The sequence below is a fragment of the Methylobacterium sp. A52T genome (genome assembly GCF_053346095.1).
This window is the reverse complement of sequence record NZ_JBKFBI010000022.1, coordinates 31,086-54,824: the sequence shown is the minus strand read 5'-3', so window position 1 is coordinate 54,824 and position 23,739 is coordinate 31,086. Positions and strand designations below refer to the sequence as shown.

The window sequence follows — 23,739 nt, the reverse complement described above, 5'->3', positions numbered from 1 at the left end:
GCAGGAGCGGCCGGCCCCGGCGCGGCCCGAGCGTCAGCAGGCGCCGGATCGCGATCAGGCTCCGCCCCAGGGGCGGCCCGCGCCGGAGCGTCCGCCGGCCCCGCCGCAGCAGCGCCAGGCGCCCGACCGGGATCGCCCCGGTCCCGATGACCAGACGAACCGTCCCGCGCAGCGCGACGCGGCCCCCGACCGGTCCGCGCCGGATCGCGGACCGCAGGGTCAGCGTCCAGGCGGTCCGGGTGCGCCCGGCGACCGGCCTCAGCCGCCGAACGCGCCCCCCGGCGCATCCGGTCGGCCGGCCCAGCGCCCAGACGCGCAGCCCGACAACCGCCAGCCCGAGAACCGCCAACCCGAGAACCGCGCCCAGCCGAATGGCGGTCCCGGTGCCGAGCCCGGCCGGCCGCAGGCGCCCAACGCCGCTCCGGGCGTTCCGGGACGGCCGTTCCAGCCGCAGGGAGCCCAGCCCGAGGGACGGGCGCCGGCCCAGCCCAACGGTGCCCCCGGCGCCGAGCCCGGACGGCCGGTGCCGCCCAACATGGCCCCCGGGATTCCGGGACGGCCGTTCGTGCCGCCGGGCCAGGCGCCCGCCCCCGGACAGGCCCCGGCGCCCGGTGGCCCGCAGCCCGGGACGGCGCCGGCACAGCCGGGACAGCCGGGACAGCCGCCCGTGGGCGGCCCGGGGCGTCCGGCCGACCCGAACGCCTTCAACCGGCCGGGACAGCCGGGCTACGTCCCCGGCGGGTTCCGCCAGAACGACGGCGTGCGCGACTTCGAGCAGGTCCGCACCGACCGGCGCGAGTTCCGGGAGGATGGCCGGACCTATTACCGGGAGCCGGGCCGCATCATCGTGCAGGATCGCGACGGCTACCTGATCCGCCACGACGAGAACGAGCGCTTCCGCACCCTCGACCCGCGCGGCTACCGGTTCGAGCGGCAGGGCGCGGATTTCTACAGCTACGTCGACCGGCCCGGCGGCGAGCAGATCGTCACCGTCACGAACGATGACGGGCGGATGCTGCGCCGCTACCTCCGCTACCGCGACGGTCGCGAGGTCGTCCTGATCGACAACAGCTACGCCGGCCCGCTCCGCCCGATCTACGAGGACGTGGTGGTGCTGCCGCCGCCGGAGATCCGCATCCCGCGGGACCGCTACATCGTGGATTACGCCCAGGCCGACGAGGCGGAGGTCTACGAGGCGCTGACGGCGCCGCCCGTGGTCCAGGTCGACCGCCGGTACACGCTGGACCAGATCCGCTACAGCCCGGACCTCCGCGCCCGCCTGCGCTCGGTCGACATCAACACGATCACCTTCGACACCGGCTCGTTCACCGTCACGCCCGATCAGGCGGCCAAGCTGTCGGTGATCGCCGCCGCGATGAACCGCGCCATCCAGGCCAACCCGCGGGAGGTGTTCCTGATCGAGGGCTTCACCGACGCCGTCGGCTCCGCGCTCGACAACCTGTCGCTGTCGGACCGGCGCGCCCAGTCGGTGGCGACCGTACTGACCGAGCAGTTCCGCGTGCCGCCGGAGAACCTGACCACCCAGGGCTACGGCGAGCAGTACCTGAAAGTGAACACGCAGGGCCCGTCGCGGGAGAACCGCCGCGTCGTCGTCCAGCGGATCACGCCGCTGCTGCAGCAGGGGCAAGGTCAGGGGCAGGGCCAGGCAGCGCCTCCGCCGCCTCCGCCGCCGCGCTAGGGCGGCCGCCACGCGGGCCCGTCCCGCGCGGCAGTTGACCGTGCGGCCACAGCGCCTCACCACCGGTTGAGGACAGCGGCGCGGGACGGTCATGGACAGCGAGGCGGAGGACGGGCTCATCCGGTCGGGCACACCGGTCTTCCGCCGCACGGCTCTGGCCCTGGCGGCGGCCGGCTTCTCGACCTTCGCGGTGCTCTACGCGGTCCAGCCGCTGCTGCCGATCTACGCGGAGGATTTCGGCGTCTCGCCGGCCGCGAGCAGCCTCGCCCTGTCGCTGCCCTGCGGGCTGCTGGCGGTGGCGCTGCTCGTCGTCAGCCCGCTCTCGGAGATCTGGGGGCGCAAGCCGGTGATGCTGGCCTCGCTGGTCGCCTCGGCGGTGCTCACGGTCGTGGCCGCCCTGGTCCCCGGCTGGTACGGCTTCCTGGCGCTGCGCGCCCTCACCGGGCTGACGGCCAGCGGCCTCCCGGCCGTCGCCATGGCCTATCTCGCCGAGGAGATGGACGCCAAGGCCATCGGCCTGTCGATGGGCCTGCTCGTCGGCGGCAACGCGCTGGGCGGCATGTCGGGCCGCCTGATCAGCGGCGTGATGGCGGACTTCGTCAGCTGGCGCGCCGGGCTCGCGGTGATCGGCGGCCTCGCGCTCGCCGCCGCACTGGCGTTCTGGCGCTGGCTGCCGCCCTCGCGCCGCTTCGTGCCGCGCCGGCTGGCCTGGGCTGAAGTCCCGGGCAGCTTCGCCCACCATTTCCGCGACGCCGGCCTGCCCTGGCTCTTCGCCGAGGCGTTCCTGCTGATGGGCGGCTTCGTCTGCATCTACAACTATATCGGCTTCCGCCTGCTCGACCCGCCCTACTCTTTGAGCCAGGCGGTGATCGGGATGATCTTCTCGGTCTACCTCGCCGGTATGGTCAGCAGCCCGGTCACCGGCGAGCTGGCGAGCCGCTTCGGCCGCCGCCGCGTCCTCTGGGTCGCCACCGCCGTCGGCCTGGCCGGGATCGTGATGACGCTCTCGGACCGCCTGCTGCTGATCCTGGCCGGCATCGTGGTGACGACGGTGGGCTTCTTCGGCGCCCACGCGGTCGCGAGCAGCTGGGTCGGGCGGCGGGCGCTGCGCGACAGGGCCCAGGCCTCGGCGATCTATCTCGGCCTCTACTATCTGGGCTCGTCGGTCCTCGGGACCGCGGGCGGCTGGTTCTTCGCCCATTCCGGCTGGAACGGCGTGGTGCTGTTCGTGGGCGGGCTGTACGGTCTGGCGCTGATGATCGCCCTGCGGCTGTCTCGCCTGAAGCCGCTCGCGACCTGATCCGGGAGATCCGCCGATGAACGCCCGCAGCCACGCCCGACACGTCGTCGACCAGTTCGGCGCGCAGGCCTCCGCCTACGTGACCAGCGCCGTGCACGCCGCCGGCGCCGATCTCGAGCGGATCGGCGAGCGGGTCCGCGCGCGACCGGGCCTGCGGGTGCTCGACCTCGGCTGCGGCGGCGGCCACGTCGCCTTCGCGGCCGCCGCCGCTGGCGCCGCCGTCACGGCCTACGACCTGTCGGCCGAGATGCTGGCGGCGGTCGCGGCCGAGGCGGCCCGGCGGGGGCTCGACCGGATCGAGACCCGGCAGGGCGGCGCCGAGGCCCTGCCCTTCCCGGACGCGAGTTTCGACGCGGTCCTGACCCGCTACAGCGCCCACCACTGGCGCGACGTGCCGGCGGCCCTGGCGGAGGCGCGACGGGTGCTGCGGGCGGACGGGTTCCTCATCGTCAGCGACATCGTCGCGCCCGAGGATCCGCTGCTCGACACGCACCTGCAGGCGCTGGAGCTGCTGCGCGACCCCTCGCACGTGCGCGACTACCGGGTCTCGGAATGGCGGGCCCTGCTGGAGGCGGCCGGATTCGCGCCCGGCGACGCGACGCCGAGCCGGCCGCGCATGGAGTTCGCGAGCTGGATCGCCCGGATGCGGACGCCGGAGACCCACGTCGCGGCGATCCGGGCGCTGCAGGTCGCCGCGCCCGCGGAGGTCGCGGCGCATTTCGCCATCGAGGCCGACGGCAGCTTCCTGCTCGACGCCGCGCTGATCGAGGCGCGCCCGAAGCCCGGCCGCTGACCGCTCAGGCGGCCGCGCCGGAGAGCCGGCGCGCCGCCCGCTCCCGCCCGATCAGCGGCAGCAGGCCGGCGAGGTCCGGCCCGTGCTCCACGCCGGTGAGGGCGAGCCGGAGCGGCATGAACAGGCCGCGGCCCTTGGCCCCGGTGCGGGTCCGGATCTCGGTCGTCCACGCCTTCCAGGTCTCCGGGCCGAACGGCTCGGACGGCAGGGTCTCGCGGGCGGCCGCGATCACGGCGGCCTCGGTGAGCACCGGCTCGACGGGACCTGCCACGACCCGCCACCAGTCGGCCGCCTCCGCGACGCGCCCGAGATTGGCCCGCACCGCGAGCCAGAAGGCCGCGGCCCCGTCCTCGGGGATCCCGAGAGCCGCGAGGCGCGCGGCCGCCTCCGGGTACGGCATGGCGTGGACCAGGCGGGCGTTGAGGCCGTCGAGCTCCGCCGGGTCGAACCGGGCCGGCGCCCGCGAGATCTCGCCGAGATCGACGAGGCCCGCGAGGGTGTCGAGGTCGGGCACCGCCCGCACCGATTCGGCCGAGCCGGTGAGCACCGCCAGCGAGCGCACCGCCGCGGGCTCGTAGCCGGCCTCGCGCAGGCCGCGCAGCGACAGGTGGCCGAGGCGCTTCGACAGCCCCTCCCCGTCGGCCGTCGTCAGCAGGTTGTGGTGGCCGAAGACCGGGACGGGCGCGCCCAGGGCCTCGAAGATCTGCACCTGCACGCCGGTGTTGGTGACGTGGTCCTCGCCGCGGATGACGTGGGTGATCCCGAGATCGGCGTCGTCCACCACCGACGGCAGCGTGTAGAGGTAGCTGCCGTCGGCGCGGATCAGCACCGGGTCCGACAGGGACGCGCAGTCGACATGGGCGGGCCCGCGGACGAGGTCGTCCCAGCCGACGGTCCGCGCCTCGAGCAGGAACCGCCAGTGCGGCCGGCGGCCCTCCGCCTCCAGCGCCGCCCGCTCCTCGGCGGTCAGCCGCAGCGCCGCCCGGTCGTAGATCGGCGGCTGGCCGCGGCCGAGCTGGCGCCTGCGGCGGCGCTCCAGCTCCTCCGGCGTCTCGTAGCAGGGGTAGAGCCTTCCCGCTGCGCGCAGGCGGTCGGCGGCGGCGTCGTGCTGCGCCGTGCGGTCGCTCTGCCGGGCGAACAGGTCGGGCACGATGCCGAGCCACGCGAGATCCTCTCCGATCGCCTGAGCGAAGGCCTCCGTAGAGCGCTCCGCGTCGGTGTCGTCGAGGCGCAGCAGGAAGCGGCCGCCGGTCCGGCGGGCGAACAGGGCGTTGAGCAGGGCCGGCCGGGCGTTGCCGATATGGAGATACCCGGTCGGCGAGGGTGCGAAGCGGACGAGAGTCATGGCCCGCTCTCTAGCCGATCTCCGCGGGAATGTGCGCGGGACTTCGCGATCACACCGGCCCGATGCGCCGCCCCGCGGCGCCCGCTACCCAGGACGCGGGAAACCCGTCAGAAGGGCGCGCGTGGTGCGGTGCAGGATGTGAGCGGCATGGCGACGGACGAGACGGCCGACATCGTGGTGGTCGGCGGCGGGATGGTCGGCCTCGCCAGCGCCATCGCGCTGAGGGACCGCGGGCTCGACGTGGTGCTGCTGGACCCCGGCGAGGCGCGGGCCCGGACCTCCTACGGCAATGCCGGCGTGGTCAGCCGCGGCTCGATCCTGCCGATGTCGAGCCCGGCCCTGTGGGGCAAGCTCCCGGCCTACCTGCGCAACGCCGATCGCGGCCTGCGGCTGCACTACGGGCATCTCCCGCGGATAGTGCCCTACACGGCGCACTTCCTCGCCGCCGCGCGCGCCTCGCGCTGGCGCCGCGCCGCGGCGGCGCTGCTGCCGCTGACCAGCGCCGCCTATCCGGCCCACGAGCGTCTCGCGGCCCGGGCCGGGACCGGCGACCGGCTGCAGCGGACGGGCTGGATCAAGGCCTACCGCACCGAAGCGGCCTTCGCGTTCGCCGCCCTCGAGCGCGAGATCCTGGCCGGGCACGGGGTCGCCTTCGACATCCTCGACACCGCGGCGCTGCGCGCGCTCGAGCCGGCGCTGGTGCGGCCCTACGCGCGGGCCATGCTGCTCACCGAGACGGGATCGGTCCGCGAGCCCGGCCGGCTCATCGAGGCGTGCGAGGCCCTGTTCACCGGTCTCGGCGGCCGCCGCCTGCGGGGCAGCGTCGCCCGGCTGGAGCCCGAGTCGGACGGCTGGCGCGTCGATCACGACGGCGGCGCGGTGCGGGGCCGACAGGTCGTCCTCGCGGCCGGCGCCGCGTCCGGGGCGATCGCCCGGACCCTCGGCTACCGTTTCGCCGTTGCGGCCGAACGCGGCTACCACCGCCACTACGCCCTGCATCCGGACAGCCCGCCGCTGACCCGGCCGATCCTCGACACGGGCGCGGGCTCGATCCTGTCGCCGATGGGCGAGCACCGGGTCCGGGTCCTGTCCGGTGTCGAACTCAACGCGCGCGCCGCCGCGCCCGACCACACCCAGATCGATGCGGCGTCCCGGGAGGCGGCCTCCACCCTTCGGCTCGGCGGGCCGCTGGACAACGCGCCGTGGCTCGGCTCCCGGCCGTCGACGCCCGACGGGATGCCGGTGATCGGCCGCGCACCCCGGCACGACGGCCTGCTCTTCGCCTTCGGCCACGGCCATATCGGCCTGTCCACCGGCCCGATCACCGGCGAGATCGTCGCCGACCTCGCCACGGGCCGGGAACCGGCCGTGCCGGTCGCGGCCTTCGCGCCGGAGCGGCTCCTGCGCTGGCCGCGGCTGCTCTGAGAGCCGCCTCCCTCAGCGCCAGTCGTAAGGGTTGTAGGGCTCGAGCGCGGCCTCGACCTTCCGCAGGATTTCCGGCTGGCGCTGGAGGTCGGCCTCCCGGGCGAGCGCCCGGAGGAAAGCCTGCGGGCCGTGCTCCAGGTCGCGCGTCAGGCCATTGTAGCGGTCGGCCGGCTCGACATGGGCGGGATTGACCGCGACGCGGTAAGCGAGGCCGCAGGTCGGCGGGTCGATCCCCAGGCGATAGCAGATCCGCACCCGGGCGAAGGGGACGTCCGGGCGGTAATCGACCCGGTAGCCGCCGAGACGGAAGGCGCCGCCGGTCGCGCGCTCGGCATAGGCCAGCGTCCGCGCCACCGTGGTGAAGCCGGCGGTGCGCCGGTCGCGCACGAGGTCGATCGCCGCCCGTTCCGTGGGCACGAAGGATTGCGCGCAGGCCGGGCCGGACACCAGCGCGACCAAGAGTGCGGGAACGGCGAGTCTCATGGCTTCTTCATGCAGACCGCGACGGGCTGGGCATCCTTGGCGGCCTTGGCGGTCATGTCGAGGCAGCCGACCGTGGAGACGCCGTCCGTGACGGTCACCGACGGCACAACCGCCATGCCTCGGCAGTAAGCGCCAATCAATTCCTCGTCACGGCGGCACGCCACGTCGAGGCGCACCTGGCTGTTCAGGGACGGTCCCGGCTGTCCGGCCGGTCCGGCCGGTCCCGGGTCGCCCGCGGGGCCGCGGGCGCCGGTGGCGCCGTTCACCCCCGCCGGCCCGGCCGGCCCCGCCGGTCCCCGATCACCCTTCGCTCCGGGAGGTCCGGCCGGTCCCGGCTTCGGGGCATCGCAGGCGGCGAGCGCGAGCGCCATCGCGCCGACCACGAGCGCGATCAGGGGGGATCTCATGGGGTTCTCCGGCACGCCTGCGCGCGAGGAACTGGCGCGCGCCGGCGGTGCGTCAACCGCGCGTCGCCGACACGCCGGCGCTATTACAACCAAAAGTAGCAGCCGTTTGATAACCCTGGTCTAGTCGATCGAATTAAGAGTTTCGCAAAAGCTTGGCGTCAGATCGGATGAGGTGGCTATTTCCGACTGATCTGCTCGCACATGAACAGCCGAGGACTTGTAGGAACGCAGGTCAGAGTGACGCCAGGTTGTCTCCTCGCGCGCCTCGGGCGCGACACCGGGGGCGCGGCCGCGGTGGAGTTCGCCCTCGTGGCCCTGCCCTTCCTGGCGCTGTGCGGCGCGATCATCCAGATCGTGTTCCAGATGTGGGCGACGCAGAATTTCGATCGCGCGCTCCAGAACGCGGTCCGAACGATCTTCACCGGCCAGTTCCAGCTCGACACCGCGGGACAGACCAATCCGGCGACCGTGCTCGCGACCCTGAAGGCGCGGATGTGCGGGTCGCCCGTCAGCCCCGTGCCCACCGTGTTCAACTGCCAGAACGTCAAGATCGACGTCGCGACCTCGAGCAGCTTCGCGAGCGCGACCGCGACCAAGCCGATCGACACCGCCACGGGCACGTGGAGCACGAGTTTCGGCTCCAACTACAAATGCGCTTCGCCCGGCACGATCGTGATCGTCACCGCGGCGGTGCCGTTCCCGACCTTCTTCAACCTGATGGGCCTCAACACCAAGCAGTTCACCAGCGGCTCCGCGGAGGGATCGAGCCTGCTGACCTCCACGGCGGTGTTCCGCACCGAGCCCTACCAGATCGTCGGAGCGAGCCCGTGCCCGTCCTCACCGTCCTGACCCGGCGGGCGGCGCGGCTCCGGCACGACAGGCGCGGCGGCGCGGCCGTCGAGTTCGCCGTCATCCTGCCGATCCTGCTCGCGATCTGGGCGGGTATGACCGAGGTGACGCACGCCATCGACGAGTGGCGCAAGCTGACGCAGCTCGGCCGCACCGTGGCGGACCTGACGGCGCAGGGCGACACACAGAACCCGATCAGCACCACCGTGATGAACGACATCCTCGCCTCCGCCACGGCGGTGATGCGCCCGTTCGACACGTCGAAGGTCAAGATCGTGGTCAGCGCGATGGGCACCGACGTGAAGGACCCGAGCGGTCCTCCTTTGGTCTGCTCCAGCGTCGCCAACACCAACGGGACCGCGCGGAGCCCGGGCCCCGCGCCCAGCCTGACCGTGCCGGACGGCTACCGGATGCCGGGCATGCGCTACGTCCTGGCTGAGGTCAGCATCAGCTACACGCCGATGATCGGGAGTGCGCTGGTCAAGCTCGCCAAGGGCGTGAGCAACACGATCACGTTCACCAGCAGCGCGCCGTGGCCGACCCGCGGCGGCCAAGCCTACGGCACCAGCACCTACACGGAAGTCGTCCTGCCGGACGACAAACAATCGAACTGCGATGGCACGAAGATCGTCCGCTAGTCCTGACGGCCGCCCCGAGCGGCGCCGCGATGTCCTGCGCGACCGCGGCGGCAACGTCGCCCTGCTGTTCGCGTTCCTCAGCGTGCCGATGGTGATGGTCGGCGGCGCGGCGATCGACTACGGCTTCGCCACGCGGCTGGAGACGAAGCTCCAGGCCGCGGCCGACGCCACGGCGCTGCTTCTGTGCCAGACGCCGCTGACGACGTCCGAGACCGAACTCAACGCCCTGGCGCAGACGACGATGACCGGTGCCATGGGGGCCGCGAGCCTCGTGGTCGACCGGCTGGCCATCACCAGCAACCCGCGCAAGATCACGCTCACCGCTCACAAGCAGTCGACGACCTTCTTCGGCGGGCTGACCGGCACCCAGCGCATCAACCCGGGCGCCGTCTCGCAATGCGCCACGCCGCTGCCGAAGACTTTCGAGATCGCGCTCGTGCTCGACAACACAGGCTCGATGGCCGCCTCGAGCGGGGGACAGTCGAAGCTCCAGGCCGTCCAGACGGCCGCGACCGACTTCGTCAACTACGTCTACACCAGCCCGGCCTTCTCCAGCGCGACCAAGGTCGCGATCGTGCCCTTCGCCGCCGCCGTGGCGGTCGATCCGTCCGCCTACCGCTACGCGAGCTGGATCGATCAGAACGGCCTCTCCAGCTACCACTGGACGAACATCGTCCAGTCGAATCCGGCGCCGTTCAAGAACCGCTTCGACGTCTTCGCGAAGCTGCAGGCGGCGAACCGGAACTGGGGATGGGCCGGCTGCCTCGAGGCGCTCCCCTACCCCTTCAACGTCCAGGACGGAGCGCCCACGACCAAGGATTCCTTCTACGTGCCGCTGCTCGCGCCCGACGAGCCGGGTGACGGCACCTCGGGCGGCGCGTCATTCCCGGTCGGCGCCTCGCGGGCGACGGCCTACAGCTACAACAGCTACATCGACGACGAGACCGGCCCGACATGCCGGAACAGCAGTACCTACAACACCGCGCTCGGGCAGGCCTGCAAGTACATCACGCCCAAGGATGCGGCCTCCGGCGCCCCGCTCGGCATCCCGAACGGTCCGAATTTCGGGTGCACGACCCAGCCGCTCCAGAGGCTGACCAGCGACACGAACGCGTTGAAGACCCTTATCAGCAAGATGGCGCCGTCCGGATCGACGAACATCCACGAGGGTTTCATGTGGGGCTGGCGCACGCTCTCGCCCAACAGCGTCTTCGCGGACGGCCAACCCTACGCGTCGAGCGCGAACAGCTCGAACGCGACGACGATCAACAAGATCATCATACTGATGACCGACGGCACGAACAGCTGGGGCACCAATTCCAGCGCGCCGACCGGCTCGCTCTACTTCGCGGCCGGGTATTTCAAGAACGCCAATGGCACGACGCCGAACCCGCGCCTGACGACGGCATACCAGAACACCAATATCGCCGACAGCAATACGGCGCGGAAGGCGCTCGACGCGCTCACCGCCGAGGCATGCGCGAACACGAAGTCCGTCAACATCTCGATCTACACGATCGGCTTCAGCATCCCGACGGATCCGATCGATTCGGCCGGGCAGACGCTGCTGCGGAACTGCGCCTCGTCGCCGGACCAGTTCTACCTCGCCAACTCGTCCGACGACCTGATCAAGGCCTTCAAGTCGATCCAGGCCAGCATCGGCGCGCTGCGGCTGACGCAGTAGGCGTCGCGCCAACGGAAAGCGCAATGCGGCGCGCGGCCGGGTCCCGGTCAGTCGTCGCGGTAGACCCGCTCGCGGCGCTCGTGCCGCTCCTGCGCCTCGAGCGACAGGGTGGCGATCGGGCGCGCGTCGAGGCGGCGCAGGGAGATCGGCTCGCCGGTCTCCTCGCAGAACCCGTAGGACCCGTCCTCGATCCGGGCCAGCGCCGCGTCGATCTTGCCGGTGAGCTTGCGCTGGCGGTCCCGGGCCCGCAGCTCGATCGCCCGGTCCGTCTCGGAGGACGCGCGATCGGCGAGGTCGGGGTGGTTCTCGTTCTCGCTCTGCAGAGCCACCAGCGTATCCTGCGCCTCGCGCAGAATGTCGTTCTTCCAGCTCAGCAGCTTGCGCCGAAAATATTCGCGCTGCCGGTCGTTCATGAAGGGCTCGTCGTCGGACGGGACGTAGCCGTCCTCCAGCTGCACCTTCGCCATGCGTCACCCTCGCTGGATGGTAAACCGCCCACCAGGGGATGGCCGGTGTGCGGCGATAACGTGAGGTGCCGTATAGTCGAGGTGCCTCATCGCCACAACGCACACGGATGCAGGGGCTGTAACTGGCTGTCACTGCATCGCCGCGTGCGGCAAACAGGCCACGGTACAGATGTTTTACGCTGTCATCTGGTCCGCAACCGTACGATCGCTTCTGCGATCTCGGTGGTCAGGCTCCGGGCGATCGGCAGCCTGTAATGGGTTTGGTCGAAGAACTGGTCGGGATCGGCCGCGGCGGGGCGGCCGTCGCGCCAGTCGACCACCGTGCTAAGCGCGTGGGTCGCCAGCACAGTGCGCACCTCGGCCCGGCAGGCCGCCTCGGCCCGCGCCCGAGGGCTGCCGGGCGGCGGCTCGCCGCGGGCGTAGACCGGCGGGAACACCACCACGACCGGCGTCTCCGCCGGGATCTGGGTCAGCTCGGCGCGCAGGCGCGCCGCGATCGGGAATGGCCCGCCGTGCCGCGGCTCCGGCTCGGATCCGACCGGCTTCTCCAGCGCCGCCTTCTTGGCGGGATCGACGCCGAAGCCCTGACTCAGGTAGTTGCGCTCGTAATCCCACCAGCCGTCGGCCACGGCGGACTTGCGGCGCGGGTTCAGGAGCCAGCCGATGCGGTTGACCGTCTCCTGCGCGGCCGAAAAGCGGATCAGCCCGCGCAGGTAGGCGGCCCAGTCCCCCACGAGCCAGTAGGGAAAGCCGTGCTCGCTCGGGAAGGACGGGTCGTCCGCGCACCAGAACGCGTCGGCCGAGAGCACGATCGCGGCGGGGCGGGCGTGGTGCCGCAGGTACCATCCCAGCAGGGCGAACTGCTCGGACGGGCCGGTGGCCGGCACCGAGAGCTGGAGGAACGGGATGCCGGTGAGCCGGGTGAGTGCCGCCGGCTCGATGAGCTGGATGTGCGAGTTGCCGATTACCACGCCCGCATAGGCCGGATCGCGGCCGCGGACGGCCGAGGCCGTGCGCGGCCCCTGCGGCCGCACGGCCCCTCGCGACAGCAGCGTCGAGCGGCCGGTATCGTAAGGGTCGACCAGCACCGCGAGGGCCAGGTAGCCCGCGAAGAGGCCGACCATCGACAGGGCCAGGGCGCGGGCGAAGCCGCGCCAGTCCCTGTCGGTCGTGGGGGGTGCGGGCGCCATCCTCAGAACTGGAAGTAGATGAACTCGTAGTTCGCATCGTCGCCGATCTTCAGCAGGACGAGCACGAACAGCAGCGCGAAGCCGAAGGCGAGGAGGCGGCGCGGGGGCAGCCGGTGCACCGCGTTCCAGGCGGTGGGCCCGACCGTCGCGACCAGGGCGGCGATGGCGATGGTGCGCCACTTGAAGCCGGAGCCCCTCGGCGCGAGCCCGAAGAGTCCTTTGAAGATCGCGAGGGCCGCCTCGAAGCTCGTCGCGCGGAACAGGACCCAGGTCAGCACGACGAACAGGCTGGTGAGCGCCCAGCCCAGCGGCGCGGGGATCGCGATCCGGGCCCGGCGCGCCAGGACCCCGGCCCCGAGGCCGATCCCGTGCAGCGCCCCCCAGGCGAGGAAAGTCAGGCCGGCCCCGTGCCAGAGGCCGCCGAGCGTCATCGTGGCGACGAGCGCCCCGACCTGCCGCGGCAGCCCGCGCCGGTTCCCGCCCATCGGGATGTAGAGGTAGTCGCGCAGGAAGCGCGACAGGGTCATGTGCCAGCGCCGCCAGAAGTCGCGGAGCGACGTGGCGCGGTAGGGCGCGTCGAAGTTCTGCGGCAGGACGAGGCCGAACAGCAGCGCGATGCCCAGCGCCATGTCGGTGTAGCCGGAGAAGTCGAAGTAGATCTGGAAGGTGAAGCCGAGCGTCGCCTGCCACGCCTCGACCACCGTGACGGCCTTGCCGGCAGCGGCGGCCTGGAACACCGGATTCACGTATTCCGCGAGCGGATCGCCGAGGAACACCTTCTTGGCGAGGCCGACGGTCAGCAGCATCAACCCGCGGGCGAAGCGCTCGGCGGCGTCGGGCCGCGCGTAGGGCGCCTCGTCGAACTGGTGCATGATCTCGCTCCAGCGCACGAGCGGGCCGGCGAGAACCTGCGGGAAGAACGCGATGTAGAGGGCGTATTTCACGAGCCCGAAGCCCGGCGCCCGGCCGGCCCGCAGGTCGGCGAGATACATGATGTGGTGGAAGGTGAAGAACGAGATGCCAAGCGGCAGGGCGAGGCCGAGCCGCGGAGCCTCCAGGCCGGGGATCAGGTTGGCGAGGTCGGCCGCGAAGTCGAGGTACTTGAACACGCCGAGCAGCGCGAGGTTGGCGGCGACCGCCGCCGGGATCAGCCAGCGGCCGGGCCACCGGCGATAGGCCCGGGCCACGCACCAGTTCGCCAGGATCGACCCGGCCAGCAGCGGCACGAACCGGACGTCCCACCAGCCGTAGAACACGAAGGACAGGACGACGAGGAGCGGCAGCCGCCACGCGGGCGCGGCGCGCGCCACCAGCCCGTGCAGGATCAGCGCGGCCGGCAGGAAGGCGAGGAGGAAGACGAAGGAGTTGAACAGCATCGGGCGAGGCGGCGCGGAGGAGCCCGGATGGGCCGCCGTTGTCTCCGAGCGGGAGGGACCGCCTTGTCGAGGATCGGGGCCGGCCCGTCAATCGCCGCAGAGCCTGTGCGGCCGGCCGGGCGCGGCCTCACGCCCCCCGGCGGGCCGCCTCGATGGTCAAGCCCAGCCCCACCGAACCGAACGTGTCGCCCTCCACCACCCGGGCGGCTGGCAGCGCGGCCGTCAGCGCGGCGCGCAGGTGCGGCAGGCCGGTGGAACCGCCGGTGAGGAACAGGGCGTCGACCCGGTCGGCCGTCAGCTCCGCCTGCGCGAGGCAGCGCGCGATCCGGGCCGCAACGGCGCGGGCGAGGTCCCCCGTCTGAGCGGACAGGGTCGCACGATCCACCGGGACCGCGAGCCCGGGCTCCAGGAGGCCGAGGTCGAGCAGGGTCGCGTCCTGTTCGGACGCCGCGATCTTGGCGCTCTCCACCGCCCCGGCCAGGGCGTGACCGCGCTCGCCCTCCACCGCCTCGCGCAGCCGCGCGAGCAGGTCGGGCCGCGCGCCGTCGCGGATGACCTCCTCGATCTCGCGCAGGGTCTTCTGATTGTAGAGGCGGTTGATTGCCGACCACGTGGCGAGATCGTGGTAGTAGGCGTTCGGCACCGCGAGGTCGCCGCGGCGCATCGCGGTGCCGAGACCCAGGAGCGGCATCACCGTGCCGAGGCTGAGCTGGCGGTCGAAATCGGTGCCGCCGATCCGCACGCCGTCGTTGGCCAGGATGTCGCCGGCCCGGTCCGGCCGTCCCCGGCGCTCTGGCGCGAGGCGCACGATCGAGAAGTCCGAGGTGCCGCCGCCGATATCGGCGACGAGGGCGATCTCCTCCGTGCGGACCTGCCGCTCGTAGTCGAGCGCCGCGGCGATCGGCTCGTACTGGAACGAGACCTCGCGGAAGCCGACGTCGCGGGCGATGTCGCGCAGCGTGTCCTCCGCGCGGCGGTCCGCCTCCGGGTCGCCGTCGACGAAGTGGACTGGGCGGCCGTGGACCACGGTGTCGAGGCTCTGGCCGCTGGCGGCCTCCGCCCGCGCCTTCACGGCGGTGAGGTAGCGGGCGATGACGTCGCGCAGCCGCAGCCGCTGGCGGCCGACCGGCGTCGCCTCCTCCATGAGGGGCGTGCCGAGCACGGATTTCAGCCCGCGCATCAGCCGGCCGGACCGGCCCTCGACATAGGCCGCCGTGGCGGCCCGGCCGATGATCGGCTCCCGGCCGAGCTCGAAGAAGATCGCGCTCGGGATGGTCCGGTGCGCGCCCTCCAGGGGCAGCAGCGTCGGACCGTCCGGGCCGATATGCCCGAGCGTGGTGTTCGATGTGCCGAAATCGAGGCCGCAGGCCGCCATCGCGTCGTGGATCCGGGAATGGAGAGAAGGGCCGTGGGCCTACAGGGCCGCCATGCCGGGGTCCAGGCCGGAGGAGCGGGGCCCGGGGCTCCCGGACGGGGGTTGACGGCCCGATCGCGCACCGGCGGCGGAGCCACGCCTCGGACGAACGCCCGCATGCGGCCCACATGCGGGAAGCGTGGACAGTGCCGCGGCGGCACACCCGAACCCGCCGGGCCGTGCTATGAGGCCCCATGCGTTCCGACATCGATCTCGGCCTGACCGGCGAGCGCCCCGCGCTCCTCGACCTCACCGAACTGCTCGCCACGCGGCTCCTGGTCCAGGGCAATTCCGGGTCCGGCAAATCGCACCTGCTGCGGCGGCTGCTCGAGCAGAGCGCCGGCCTCGTCCAGCAGGCGATCATCGATCCGGAGGGCGATTTCGCCAGCCTCGCCGACCGCTACGGCCACGTCGTGGTCGAGGCCGACGGCGACGACGTCGCCCTGCAGCGCATCGCCGCCCGGGTGCGGACGCATCGGGTCTCGGTGGTGCTGTCGCTGGAGAATCTCGACGCCGACGGCCAGATGCGGGCCGCCGCCACCTTCCTGGGCGGCCTGTTCGACGCCGACCGCGACCACTGGTACCCGATGCTGGTGGCCGTGGACGAGGCGCAGCTCTTCGCGCCCGCGGCCGCCGGCGAGGTCTCGGACGAGGCCAGGCGCCTGTCGCTCGGCGCGATGACCAACCTCATGTGCCGCGGCCGCAAGCGCGGGCTCGCCGGCATCATCGCCACGCAGCGCCTCGCCAAACTCGCCAAGAACGTCGCGGCCGAGGCCTCGAACTTCCTGATGGGCCGGACCTTCCTCGACATCGACATGGCGCGCGCCGCCGACCTCCTCGGCCTGGAGCGCCGGCAGGCCGAGACGTTCCGCGACCTGCCGCGCGGGCATTTCGTGGCGCTGGGCCCGGCCCTGTCCCGGCGCCCCCTCACCATCGCGGTCGGGCCGACCCAGACCGTGAGCCGGAGTTCCTCGCCGGTCCTCGTGCCCCTGCCCGACGCCCTGGAGGATGCCCGCGCGCTGATCCTCACGGCGAGCCCCGCGGAGACCGTCGCGCCGCTGGCGCCGCGGCCGAAGCCGCGCCCCGCGCCAGCGCCCGACGTGCTCGTCCAGCTCGCCAACTACCGTCCGCCGGCTCCGGCCGAGGAGCCGGAGGAGGAGCCCATGGACCCGGAGGCCCGCGAGGCGGCGCTCGCCGAGGTGCTGGCCTCCGTGCTGGCGGATGCCGACGCCGCCGCCTGCACCCCCGCGACGCTCTACCAGGACTTCACGGTCCGCTGCCGCATCCGGCGCCTGCGCGGCGACACGATGGGCCTGCCCGAGTTCAAGCGGCGCCTCGCCGTTGCGCGGGCCGAGGCCGGCGGCGCGGTCGCGGACAATTCCGGCTGGGAGCAGGCCCAGGCGATCGCGGCCGGCCTGCCGGACGACCTCGCCGGCTTGTTCCTCGTGGTCGCGCGGGCCGCCATCGAGGGCGCCCCCTGCCCCACCGACACCATGCTGGCCGAGGCCTACGGCACCAGCTCGGGCGGCCGGGCGCGGCGGATGCTGGCCTATCTCGAGGAGCGCGGCGCCATCGTCACCCGCAAGGACCTGCGCGGCGCACCGATCATCGCGGTGCCGGATCTCGGCGTCGAGACCGGACCGGGCGAGCCGCAGATGCTGCCGACGGGCCCGAAGCGGCGGGCGGTGTAGCGGCCGAGGTAGCGGGATCGGGCGCCCGCCCGGCGCGTTGCCGGGATGCGCCAAGGGTCGGGTGCAGGAGCCTTCAGACGCGCCGGGCCATCTCCAGCTTGGCGAGTTCCACCGCGGCGCGCAGCTCGATCTCGGCCATCAGGCCGTCGAGCCGCGGATCCCCCGAGAGGCCGGCACGCTCGTTCAGGCGGCCGGCGATGGCGCGCAGATCCTGCGGCGCGACGCGGCCGCCGAGCAGCGCCGCCTTCAGCCGGTCGAGGCCGTCGAGGATGTCCTGGCCGCGCTGGGCTGAGCGCCGGCGCCGCTCCTGGGGCGTGTCGGCCTCGGCCTGGAGAAGCAGGACCGCGTCGAGCCCGGCGAGCGTCGCGGCCGCGGCCGGCGGGCCGGCAGACGCCGTCGACGACGGGGCCGCGCCGAGGCTGAAGGCCGCGCCGCCCTCGGGCTTCCGGGCGGACGCGACACCGCCGGCGCTCTGGATCGGCTGGCGAGTCTCGACACGCATGATCCGGTTCGCGTTGCTCCAAGCGCCCCCGCGCAGAACCGGAAATTCGGCCGCCAGGGTTAAGCGCGGGTAAACAAGCCGGCAGAAGCTGCCGGGTCGGCAGGTTCGGTGCCGGTACCGCGGGGCGCGGGGCCAGACATGGCCCGGAAAAACTTTGTTTTCTTCAATGGCTTGCACAGATCGGGCGGCTGGCACGACCCTGGCAGGATGGGGGCAGGTCCGTCACGGTCGAAACACGGCATGCGCCCGCGTCACGCGTTCAGTCCTCTCCGGTCTCTCTCGGTCGCCCTCGCGGGCGCCCTGCTTCTCGCCGCGCTGTCCGTGCCGGCGCTCGCCCTGTCGCGCGTCAAGGATCTCGCCTCCATCGAGGGCGTTCGCCAGAACCAGCTCGTCGGCTACGGCATCGTGGTCGGCCTCAACGGAACCGGCGACACGCTGAACAACATCCCGTTCACCAAGCAGTCGCTCCAGGCCATGCTGGAGCGCCTCGGCGTCAACACCCGCGGCGCCACGATGCGCACGCAGAACCTCGCCGCCGTGATGGTGACCGCGAGCCTGCCGCCCTTCGCCGCGCAGGGCACCCGGATCGACGTGACGGTCTCGTCGCTGGGCGACGCCAAGTCCCTCCAGGGCGGGACCCTGCTGGTGACGCCGCTCCTCGGCGCCGACGGCGAGGTCTACGCCCTGGCGCAGGGCTCGGTGGCGATCGCCGGCTTCGCCGCCGAGGGCGATGCCGCGAAGATCACCCGGGGCGTGCCGACCAACGGCCGGATCTCCAACGGCGCCAATATCGAGCGCGAGATCGCCTTCAAGCTGAACGACGCCCGCTCGCTGCGGCTGTCGCTGCGCAACCCGGACTTCACCACCTCGAAGCGGATCGCCGCCGCGATCAACGACTTCATGGGCGCCGACACCGCCGAGCCCACCGACCCGGCCACCGTCACGATCCAGATCCCGTCCCGCTACAACGGCAACATGATCCGCCTCATCACCGAGGTGGAGCAGCTGAAGGTGGAGCCCGACCAGACCGCCCGGGTCGTGGTCGACGAGCGCTCTGGGATCATCGTCATGGGCCGGGACGTGCGCGTGTCGACGGTGGCCATCGCCCAGGGCAACCTCACCGTCACCATCACCGAGCAGCCGCAGGTCAGCCAGCCGGCGCCGTTCTCCGACGGACGCACCGTCGTGGTGCCGCGCACGGGGGTGAAGGTCGATACCGGGGACGGAAACAAGCTCGCCCTGGTGAAGGAGGGTGTCAGCCTGCGCGAGCTGGTCGACGGTCTCAACGCCCTGGGCGTCGGCCCGCGGGATCTCATCTCGATCCTCCAGGCGATCAAGGCCGCGGGCGCGCTCCAGGCCGATATCGAGCTGATGTGACCGAACGGACGCGAAGGGACGATCCATGCTGCAACTCGCCAGTGTCGCGGCCAGCGCCGCCGCCAGCGTCGGAACCTCGGTGGCCGGGAGCGCCGTCGACGGGATCATCAAGACCGCCAACAAGGCCAAGGCGCTGAAGACGGCGACCGAGTTCGAATCGATGTTCCTAGAGAACAGCCTCGACCGGCTGACCCAGTCGGAGGGCACCGACGGGCCGCTCGGCGAGAACGGCACCGGCGGCGGCGTCTACCGCTCGATGCTGACCAAGGAATACGCGAAGCAGATCGTGAAGAGCGGCGGAGTCGGCATCGCCGATTCGGTTTTCCGTGAGATCATGAAGATGCAGGGTGCGGCGAGCGAGGGAGCGATCCATGCAAAGAGCTGAACCGCTGCGCGTCGGGGACCGGATCACCGCCGAGGCCCTGGTGGCGGGCGTGCTCGGCAACATGGCCGCGCTGGAAGCCGTGCTCGCCGAAGAGGCGGCCTACGTCCGGGAAGGGCGGCTGCAGGAGGGCGTCGCCGCGGCGGAACCGAAGGCCGCGCTGGCCGCCGCCTACATGCAGGGTCTCGAGGTCGCGAAGGCGAACGCCGTCGCCCTGAAGCGCTTCCATCCCGACGGGGTCGAGGCCCTGCGCACCGCCCACCGGCGGTTCACCGCGGCCGTGGAGGCGAACCAGACGGTGCTCGCCAGCGCCAAGACCGTCTCGGAAGGGCTGATCAAGACCCTGGCGGAGGAGATCGGCCGGGCGCAGCTCCCCTCCGGCTACGGGCGGCAGACGCCAGCGCCGTCCCCGTACGGCCGCGGCGTGCGCAGCGGGCCGCTGGTCCTCTCGCGCAACCTCTAGGGCCCGCCCGGACGGCGGCCGGCGCCGATCCGGACGTAGGTCCGCACCTCGCCGAGATCGGTGTCGACGCGGTTGTCGACCGCGATGCGGCCGGCCACGGCCGGCGCTGCCGCGACGCCGCTCCCCGCGGTCAGATCCGCCCCCGCGACGACGCGGCCCGAGACGCGGAGGCAGCTGCCGCTCCCCGGCAGCCGCACGAAGCCCTGGCCCTTGGACGGGCACGGCACCGGCCCCGGGATCACGGGCAGGTCCCGCAGGTCGAGGGCCTCGGCCGGCCCAGCGCCGGCCACGATCGCCGCGAGGGCAGCGCAGACCGGGAGCCGGCCGCGCATCTCAGGCGGCCTGGCGGGCGAGATCCCGGTGGAGCAGGTCGATGTAGTGCTCGACCTCGCCGACGAACCCGTCGAGATCGGGCTCGTGGATGCGCAGGCGGGCGAGGTCGCGCAGCAGGATGTCGAGGGCGATGGCGCGCTCTTCGGGATGCGCGTAACCCGCGAGATAGGTGTCGACGGCCTGCTCGACCAGGACGATCGCGCCGGTGCGCGGGACGACTCCCAGGCGGAGGACGAGTTCGATGGGTCCGGACAGCGCCATGCCGACCTCTCCTCAATCGAATGACGGCGCGTGGGCGCGACCGCACGCTGCGCTTCATTCCCGGAAAGCGGCGAGACTATGGTGAACCGGACACGTCGCGAGATTTTTTTTGAGCGTCAGGCGAGCGCTGACCGGTCTCGGCGATCAGCTCAGCTGATGTAGTTCACGAGGGAGAGCTTCGAGAGCGTCGCGGTCACCTGATAGCTGGCCTGGAGCCGGTTCTGCACGTCGAGCAGCTTGGTGATGACCTCCTCGGGGGAGATCTGCTCGATCCCGTCCAGGGTGTTCTGGACGGTGTTCTGGAGCGCCTTGTTGGTCGTGCCGGCGTTCGAGAGCCGCGTCGACGCGACGGTGAGCTGCGTGACCGTGTCCTGGACGCTGGGGGTCTGGTTGGCGGAAGAGAGCAGGTTGCCGGCCTTCGTCGCCACCGTCTGGTAGGTGTTGTAGGTGTTGGCGTCGTTCGTGGTGGGCAGGCCGAAGGCCATGGTCGCCAGGCCGGCGAGCACGTTCTGGACCGCGGGATCGTTGGCGCGGGCGCCCGTCCCGACGCTCCCGGTCGCGCTCACCTGGACCGACTGCGTGTCGATCGCCGAGGTCGGCTGCGGCACGGCCGGCGGCGCGGGCTGCGTGTAGGTGTTCTCGCCCTGGTACCACAGCACCGTGTCCTGGGGCGTGGCCGCCCTGTAGCCGATCGGGGTGGTGCCATCGTACAGGATGCGCTGCGGCATCACGCCGGACCCCGACGGGCCGCCTTCCGCCGCGCCCGAGAAGAAGTTCGACGCGGTCGCCGCGGTGGCGTTCACCGCCAGCGTGCTGTTGGCCGCGCCGGTGAGCGCGTTGCTCAGCGTCGTCGACAGGTTGGCCATCGTCTGGGCGGGCGTCGAGCCGATGGCGAAGTTGGTGATCGATTTCGGGTCCGCGCTCGTCGCGGCCGTGAGCGTGATCGTCGTGGAGGTGCCGTCGGCCATCTTCAGCGCGAACGACACGGTGTCGCCGGCGCTCGGCTGCGTCGTCATGCCGAGGCTGAAGCTGCCCGGGCTCGTGGCCGTGCCCGCCGTGTAGGTCGCGCCGATCGCCGAGCCGGTCGTGGTCGGCGCGCCCGCCAGGGTGAAGCCGAACTGTCCTCGGGTCAGGTTGTTCGACTCCTCGGTGACCTGCACGCTCGTGGCCGGGCTCGCCAGGGTCTGCGTCAGGCGGCCGTTGCCCCCCGCGCCGAGCTCGGCGTTGACCCGCTGCGAGATCAGGGTCGAGAGGCCGTCGAGCGTGTTGCCGCTCGCGTCGGTCGTGCCGTTGAGGATCTTGCTCGAATCGACCACCGGCTGGGTCGTGGTGTCGGTGCCGCCGAACAGGTAGTTGCCCGCCGCCGATTCGTTCAGCGTGTCGAGGGCCGTCTGCAGGTTGGCCAGCGCCGTCGACCGGCCGGAGACCGAGTTCGCCGCCACGCTCTGCAGGCCGTTCTGGAGCATCGTCCCGGTGGAGGTGCCGAGGGTCGCCACCTGCGTCAGGCTCGTGACCGCGAGGTCGGTCCGGGTCTGCGCGGCGGTGATGCCGGCGGCGTAGCCGGTGAGCGCGCTCAGGGTGGCCTGCGCGGACAGAGCCGTCGACCGCCCGGAGCCGAGGCCGCCATAGGTCTGCGAGACCTGACCGCTCGAGAGCTGGTTGGTCAGGTCGTTGAGCTGGCTCTTCAGCGTCTGGAGCTGCGAGGCGTTGCGGTTGGTGATGTAGGAGCCGGCCGCGAAGGGCGTGATCGTCGTCATGATCAGATCTGCAGCAGCTGGTTGAGCATGTCGCGGGCCGCGGTGAGCACCCGCGCGTTGGCGCCGTACGCGGTCTGCAGGGCGATCAGGTTCGACATCTCCTGGTCGATGTTGACGCCCGCCCCGGCGGAGAACCGGCTCTGCGCGGTGGAGAGCGCCGTCTGCTGGGTGGCGTCGAGGGCCGCGGCGTTCGACGCGTTGGCCCCCTGCGTGGACACGATATCCTGCGCGAAGCCGATCACGGTGGCGCTGTAGGGCGCCGAGACGCCGCCGATGCCGCTCGACGACGAGAAGGTCTGCTGGTTCGCGGTGAGCGCCGTGAACAGCTTCTGGGCGCGCGCGCCGGACGCGCTCGGATCCGTGGCGCTCGCCGCCGTCAGCGCGGCGGTGTTGCCCGCCAGGGCGCCGTTGACCGTGATGCGCTGGGCGAAACCGGTGAGCTGCGAGCCGCCGTCGAACGTCCCGGTGTAGAGCTTGTTGCCCGTACCGTCGACGAACATCGCGATCGACGGGTTGCCGGTGTTCAGGTCAGACGCCGAGACGGCCGTGACGCTGGCGCTCGCCGCGCCGGCGACCTTGCCGGCCGCCCCCAGCGTCAGCGTCGCGCTGGTGGCGGTCGAGGAGACCGGACTCGCCGACAGTGTCGGCAGCTTGTAGGTGCTGCCGGAGGCGTTGAACGTGGCGAGGGCGGACTGGATCGCCGCCGCGTAGGTGCCGGGCCCGCCGCTGGCGTTGAAGGTCAGCGTGAGGCCGCTGGCATCCGTGGTCTGCGCGGCGGGCACGACCGCGCCGCTGGAGGTGGCGGACGCCACCAGCGTCACGTTGCGCACGGCCCCGGTGTTGTCGGTGACCGGGAAGGTGATCGTGTTCCCGGGCTGCATCGTCGAGACGCTGATCTGCGTGTCGGTCCCGCTATACGTCCCGGTGGTCGCGGTATTCGTGAGCGCCTTCGAGAGGCCGGCCGCGAGATCGTCGAGCTGCCGCTGCGCCTGCGGCAGGGTCTGGTCGCGCATCTCGATCTCGGCGGCCAGGCTGCCGGACCGCAGCACGCCGGGGGCGCCGAGGTCGATCTTGCCGCCGCCCGGCAGCGTCGCCGTGATGGTTCCGACCGTCCGCTGCGCGGGATCGGTCGAGTAGCTCGCGGTCGGGCTGAGCACGCCGCGTCCGTCGAAGGTCAGGGTCGCGGCGTTCCCGCGGTCGACCAGCGTCACGCCCGACTGGGTCATGACCGAGACCGTCCCGTCGCGCTGCGGGACCGTCTGCACGTCCATGTAGCTCGACAGGCTGTTGATTGCCTGGTCGCGCTGGTCCTGAAGATCGGTCAGCGAGGTGCTATCGGTGGTGTTCTGGATCTTGCCGTTGAGCGTCGCGATGTTGGACAGGATCGTGCTCGCCGCGCTCGTGTCGTTGCCGAGCTGCGACTCGAGACCGGTGCGCAGATTCTGCACCGTGCCGGCGGCGCTGTTGATGAGGCTCGCGACGGCCGCGGCATTGCCCAGCACCGTCGTGCGGGCGGCCGCCGAGGTCGGGTTCGCGGCGAGTTCCTGGAGCGATTGGGTGAAGGTGTTCAGCGTCCCGTCGAGGGAGGTGGAGCTGCCGGGCACGCCGTAGAGGGCGTCGAGCTGGGCGGCGATGCCGGACTTGGTGCCCGTGTAGGCGGCCCCCGAGGTCTCCAGCCGGAGCTGGTTCAGCGCTGCGGCGTCGAAGCTGCGGGTGATCGTGCCGGCGGCCACGCCGGAATTGTTCGTCCCGGTGGCGACCGTCGAGAGCGTGCGCTTGACGTAGCCCGCCGTCCCGGCATTGGCGACGTTCTGCGAGACGATGTTGATCGCCGCCTGGGTGGCGGCGAGGCCTGCGCTCGAGGTGGAGATCGCATTCAGCGACATGTCACGGCCTCCGCGGC

At 72.1% G+C, this 23,739-nt stretch carries 23 protein-coding genes; 11 read left to right on the top strand and 12 right to left on the bottom strand.

The genetic code is table 11. The features are described 5' to 3' along the window. The 3 genes from ACLBYE_RS08220 to ACLBYE_RS08210 form a co-directional block, all read left to right on the top strand. A partial coding sequence (locus ACLBYE_RS08220; protein WP_447693784.1) for an OmpA family protein occupies positions 1–1,699 on the top strand: 1,699 nt, incomplete at its 5' end. A 91-nt stretch (positions 1,700–1,790) separates the two neighbouring features. Further along, entirely contained in the window at positions 1,791–2,999 is a 1,209-nt protein-coding gene (locus tag ACLBYE_RS08215; protein ID WP_447693783.1) for an MFS transporter, read from the top strand. A gap of 16 nt (positions 3,000–3,015) precedes the next feature. Then, a complete protein-coding gene (locus ACLBYE_RS08210) occupies positions 3,016–3,792 on the top strand; it encodes a class I SAM-dependent methyltransferase (protein WP_447693782.1) in 777 nt (258 codons plus the stop codon). Positions 3,793–3,796: 4 nt separating this feature from the next. Here the strand turns inward: ACLBYE_RS08210 and ACLBYE_RS08205 are convergent, their stop codons facing one another. Then, a complete protein-coding gene (locus ACLBYE_RS08205; protein ID WP_447693781.1) occupies positions 3,797–5,137 on the bottom strand; it encodes a glutamate--tRNA ligase in 1,341 nt (446 codons plus the stop codon). 147 nt (positions 5,138–5,284) lie between these two features. On the opposite strand from ACLBYE_RS08205, the gene ACLBYE_RS08200 reads away from it, so the two are divergent. Continuing rightward, positions 5,285–6,562 (top strand): NAD(P)/FAD-dependent oxidoreductase, encoded by a 1,278-nt coding sequence (locus ACLBYE_RS08200; protein WP_447693780.1) that lies wholly within the window; start codon positions 5,285–5,287, stop codon positions 6,560–6,562. A 12-nt stretch (positions 6,563–6,574) separates the two neighbouring features. On the opposite strand, the gene ACLBYE_RS08195 is transcribed toward ACLBYE_RS08200, so the two are convergent. After that, positions 6,575–7,045, bottom strand: a complete 471-nt coding sequence (locus ACLBYE_RS08195) for a hypothetical protein (RefSeq protein ID WP_447693779.1) — start codon at positions 7,043–7,045, stop codon at positions 6,575–6,577. After that, the gene (locus ACLBYE_RS08190; protein ID WP_447693778.1) at positions 7,042–7,452 is read right to left on the bottom strand and encodes a collagen-like triple helix repeat-containing protein; all 411 of its coding nucleotides are present in this window, start codon (positions 7,450–7,452) and stop codon (positions 7,042–7,044) included. Before ACLBYE_RS08190 ends, ACLBYE_RS08195 begins: the two co-directional genes overlap by 4 nt. A 237-nt stretch (positions 7,453–7,689) precedes the next feature. On the opposite strand from ACLBYE_RS08190, the gene ACLBYE_RS08185 reads away from it, so the two are divergent. Genes ACLBYE_RS08185 through ACLBYE_RS08175 form a run of 3 tightly spaced genes read left to right on the top strand, consistent with a single transcriptional unit; the run spans position 7,690 to position 10,623 of the window. Further along, positions 7,690–8,301: a TadE/TadG family type IV pilus assembly protein gene (locus ACLBYE_RS08185; protein WP_447693777.1), complete on the top strand. Its 612-nt coding sequence runs from the start codon at positions 7,690–7,692 to the stop codon at positions 8,299–8,301. Beyond that, positions 8,280–8,939 carry a TadE/TadG family type IV pilus assembly protein gene (locus ACLBYE_RS08180; RefSeq protein ID WP_447693776.1) on the top strand — a complete coding sequence of 220 codons (660 nt, stop codon included), beginning with the start codon at positions 8,280–8,282 and terminating at the stop codon, positions 8,937–8,939. The genes ACLBYE_RS08185 and ACLBYE_RS08180 overlap by 22 nt, the downstream gene beginning before the upstream one ends. Further along, on the top strand, positions 8,917–10,623 hold the full coding sequence (locus tag ACLBYE_RS08175) for a pilus assembly protein TadG-related protein (RefSeq protein ID WP_447693775.1): 1,707 nt from the start codon (positions 8,917–8,919) through the stop codon (positions 10,621–10,623). The genes ACLBYE_RS08180 and ACLBYE_RS08175 overlap by 23 nt, the downstream gene beginning before the upstream one ends. A gap of 47 nt (positions 10,624–10,670) precedes the next feature. Here ACLBYE_RS08175 and dksA read toward each other — a convergent pair whose 3' ends face one another. The 4 genes from dksA to ACLBYE_RS08155 form a co-directional block, all read right to left on the bottom strand. Beyond that, complete coding sequence (gene dksA / locus ACLBYE_RS08170) at positions 10,671–11,090, bottom strand: RNA polymerase-binding protein DksA (RefSeq protein WP_012322444.1); 420 nt, start codon at positions 11,088–11,090, stop codon at positions 10,671–10,673. Positions 11,091–11,272: 182 nt separating this feature from the next. After that, positions 11,273–12,280, bottom strand: coding sequence for a hypothetical protein (locus ACLBYE_RS08165; protein WP_447693774.1), 1,008 nt, complete (start codon positions 12,278–12,280; stop codon positions 11,273–11,275). A gap of 2 nt (positions 12,281–12,282) precedes the next feature. After that, entirely contained in the window at positions 12,283–13,656 is a 1,374-nt protein-coding gene (locus ACLBYE_RS08160; protein WP_447693773.1) for an MBOAT family O-acyltransferase, read from the bottom strand. A gap of 127 nt (positions 13,657–13,783) precedes the next feature. After that, positions 13,784–15,031 (bottom strand): Hsp70 family protein, encoded by a 1,248-nt coding sequence (locus ACLBYE_RS08155; RefSeq protein WP_447693772.1) that lies wholly within the window; start codon positions 15,029–15,031, stop codon positions 13,784–13,786. A gap of 233 nt (positions 15,032–15,264) precedes the next feature. On the opposite strand from ACLBYE_RS08155, the gene ACLBYE_RS08150 reads away from it, so the two are divergent. After that, complete coding sequence (locus tag ACLBYE_RS08150; protein ID WP_447693771.1) at positions 15,265–16,761, top strand: helicase HerA domain-containing protein; 1,497 nt, start codon at positions 15,265–15,267, stop codon at positions 16,759–16,761. 73 nt (positions 16,762–16,834) lie between these two features. Here the strand turns inward: ACLBYE_RS08150 and ACLBYE_RS08145 are convergent, their stop codons facing one another. Next, a complete protein-coding gene (locus ACLBYE_RS08145; RefSeq protein ID WP_447693770.1) occupies positions 16,835–17,263 on the bottom strand; it encodes a flagellar assembly protein FliX in 429 nt (142 codons plus the stop codon). 240 nt (positions 17,264–17,503) lie between these two features. Here ACLBYE_RS08145 and ACLBYE_RS08140 point away from each other — a divergent pair, with 240 nt between their 5' ends. Genes ACLBYE_RS08140 through ACLBYE_RS08130 form a run of 3 tightly spaced genes read left to right on the top strand, consistent with a single transcriptional unit; the run spans position 17,504 to position 19,485 of the window. Then, the gene (locus ACLBYE_RS08140) at positions 17,504–18,640 is read left to right on the top strand and encodes a flagellar basal body P-ring protein FlgI (RefSeq protein WP_042672916.1); all 1,137 of its coding nucleotides are present in this window, start codon (positions 17,504–17,506) and stop codon (positions 18,638–18,640) included. Between the two features lie 25 nt (positions 18,641–18,665). Next, the gene (locus ACLBYE_RS08135) at positions 18,666–19,025 is read left to right on the top strand and encodes a rod-binding protein (protein ID WP_447693769.1); all 360 of its coding nucleotides are present in this window, start codon (positions 18,666–18,668) and stop codon (positions 19,023–19,025) included. After that, positions 19,012–19,485 (top strand): hypothetical protein, encoded by a 474-nt coding sequence (locus tag ACLBYE_RS08130; protein WP_020092929.1) that lies wholly within the window; start codon positions 19,012–19,014, stop codon positions 19,483–19,485. Before ACLBYE_RS08135 ends, ACLBYE_RS08130 begins: the two co-directional genes overlap by 14 nt. Here the strand turns inward: ACLBYE_RS08130 and ACLBYE_RS08125 are convergent. From ACLBYE_RS08125 to flgK, 4 genes are all read right to left on the bottom strand, one after another. Next, a complete protein-coding gene (locus tag ACLBYE_RS08125; protein ID WP_447693768.1) occupies positions 19,482–19,817 on the bottom strand; it encodes a hypothetical protein in 336 nt (111 codons plus the stop codon). The two genes, ACLBYE_RS08130 and ACLBYE_RS08125, sit on opposite strands and share 4 nt — an antisense overlap. A 1-nt stretch (position 19,818) precedes the next feature. Next, positions 19,819–20,079 carry a hypothetical protein gene (locus ACLBYE_RS08120; RefSeq protein ID WP_447693767.1) on the bottom strand — a complete coding sequence of 87 codons (261 nt, stop codon included), beginning with the start codon at positions 20,077–20,079 and terminating at the stop codon, positions 19,819–19,821. Positions 20,080–20,228: 149 nt separating this feature from the next. Then, entirely contained in the window at positions 20,229–21,836 is a 1,608-nt protein-coding gene (locus tag ACLBYE_RS08115; protein WP_447693766.1) for a flagellin, read from the bottom strand. Positions 21,837–21,838: 2 nt separating this feature from the next. Further along, positions 21,839–23,722 (bottom strand): flagellar hook-associated protein FlgK, encoded by a 1,884-nt coding sequence (gene flgK, locus ACLBYE_RS08110; RefSeq protein WP_447693765.1) that lies wholly within the window; start codon positions 23,720–23,722, stop codon positions 21,839–21,841. Positions 23,723–23,739: the final 17 nt, after the last annotated feature.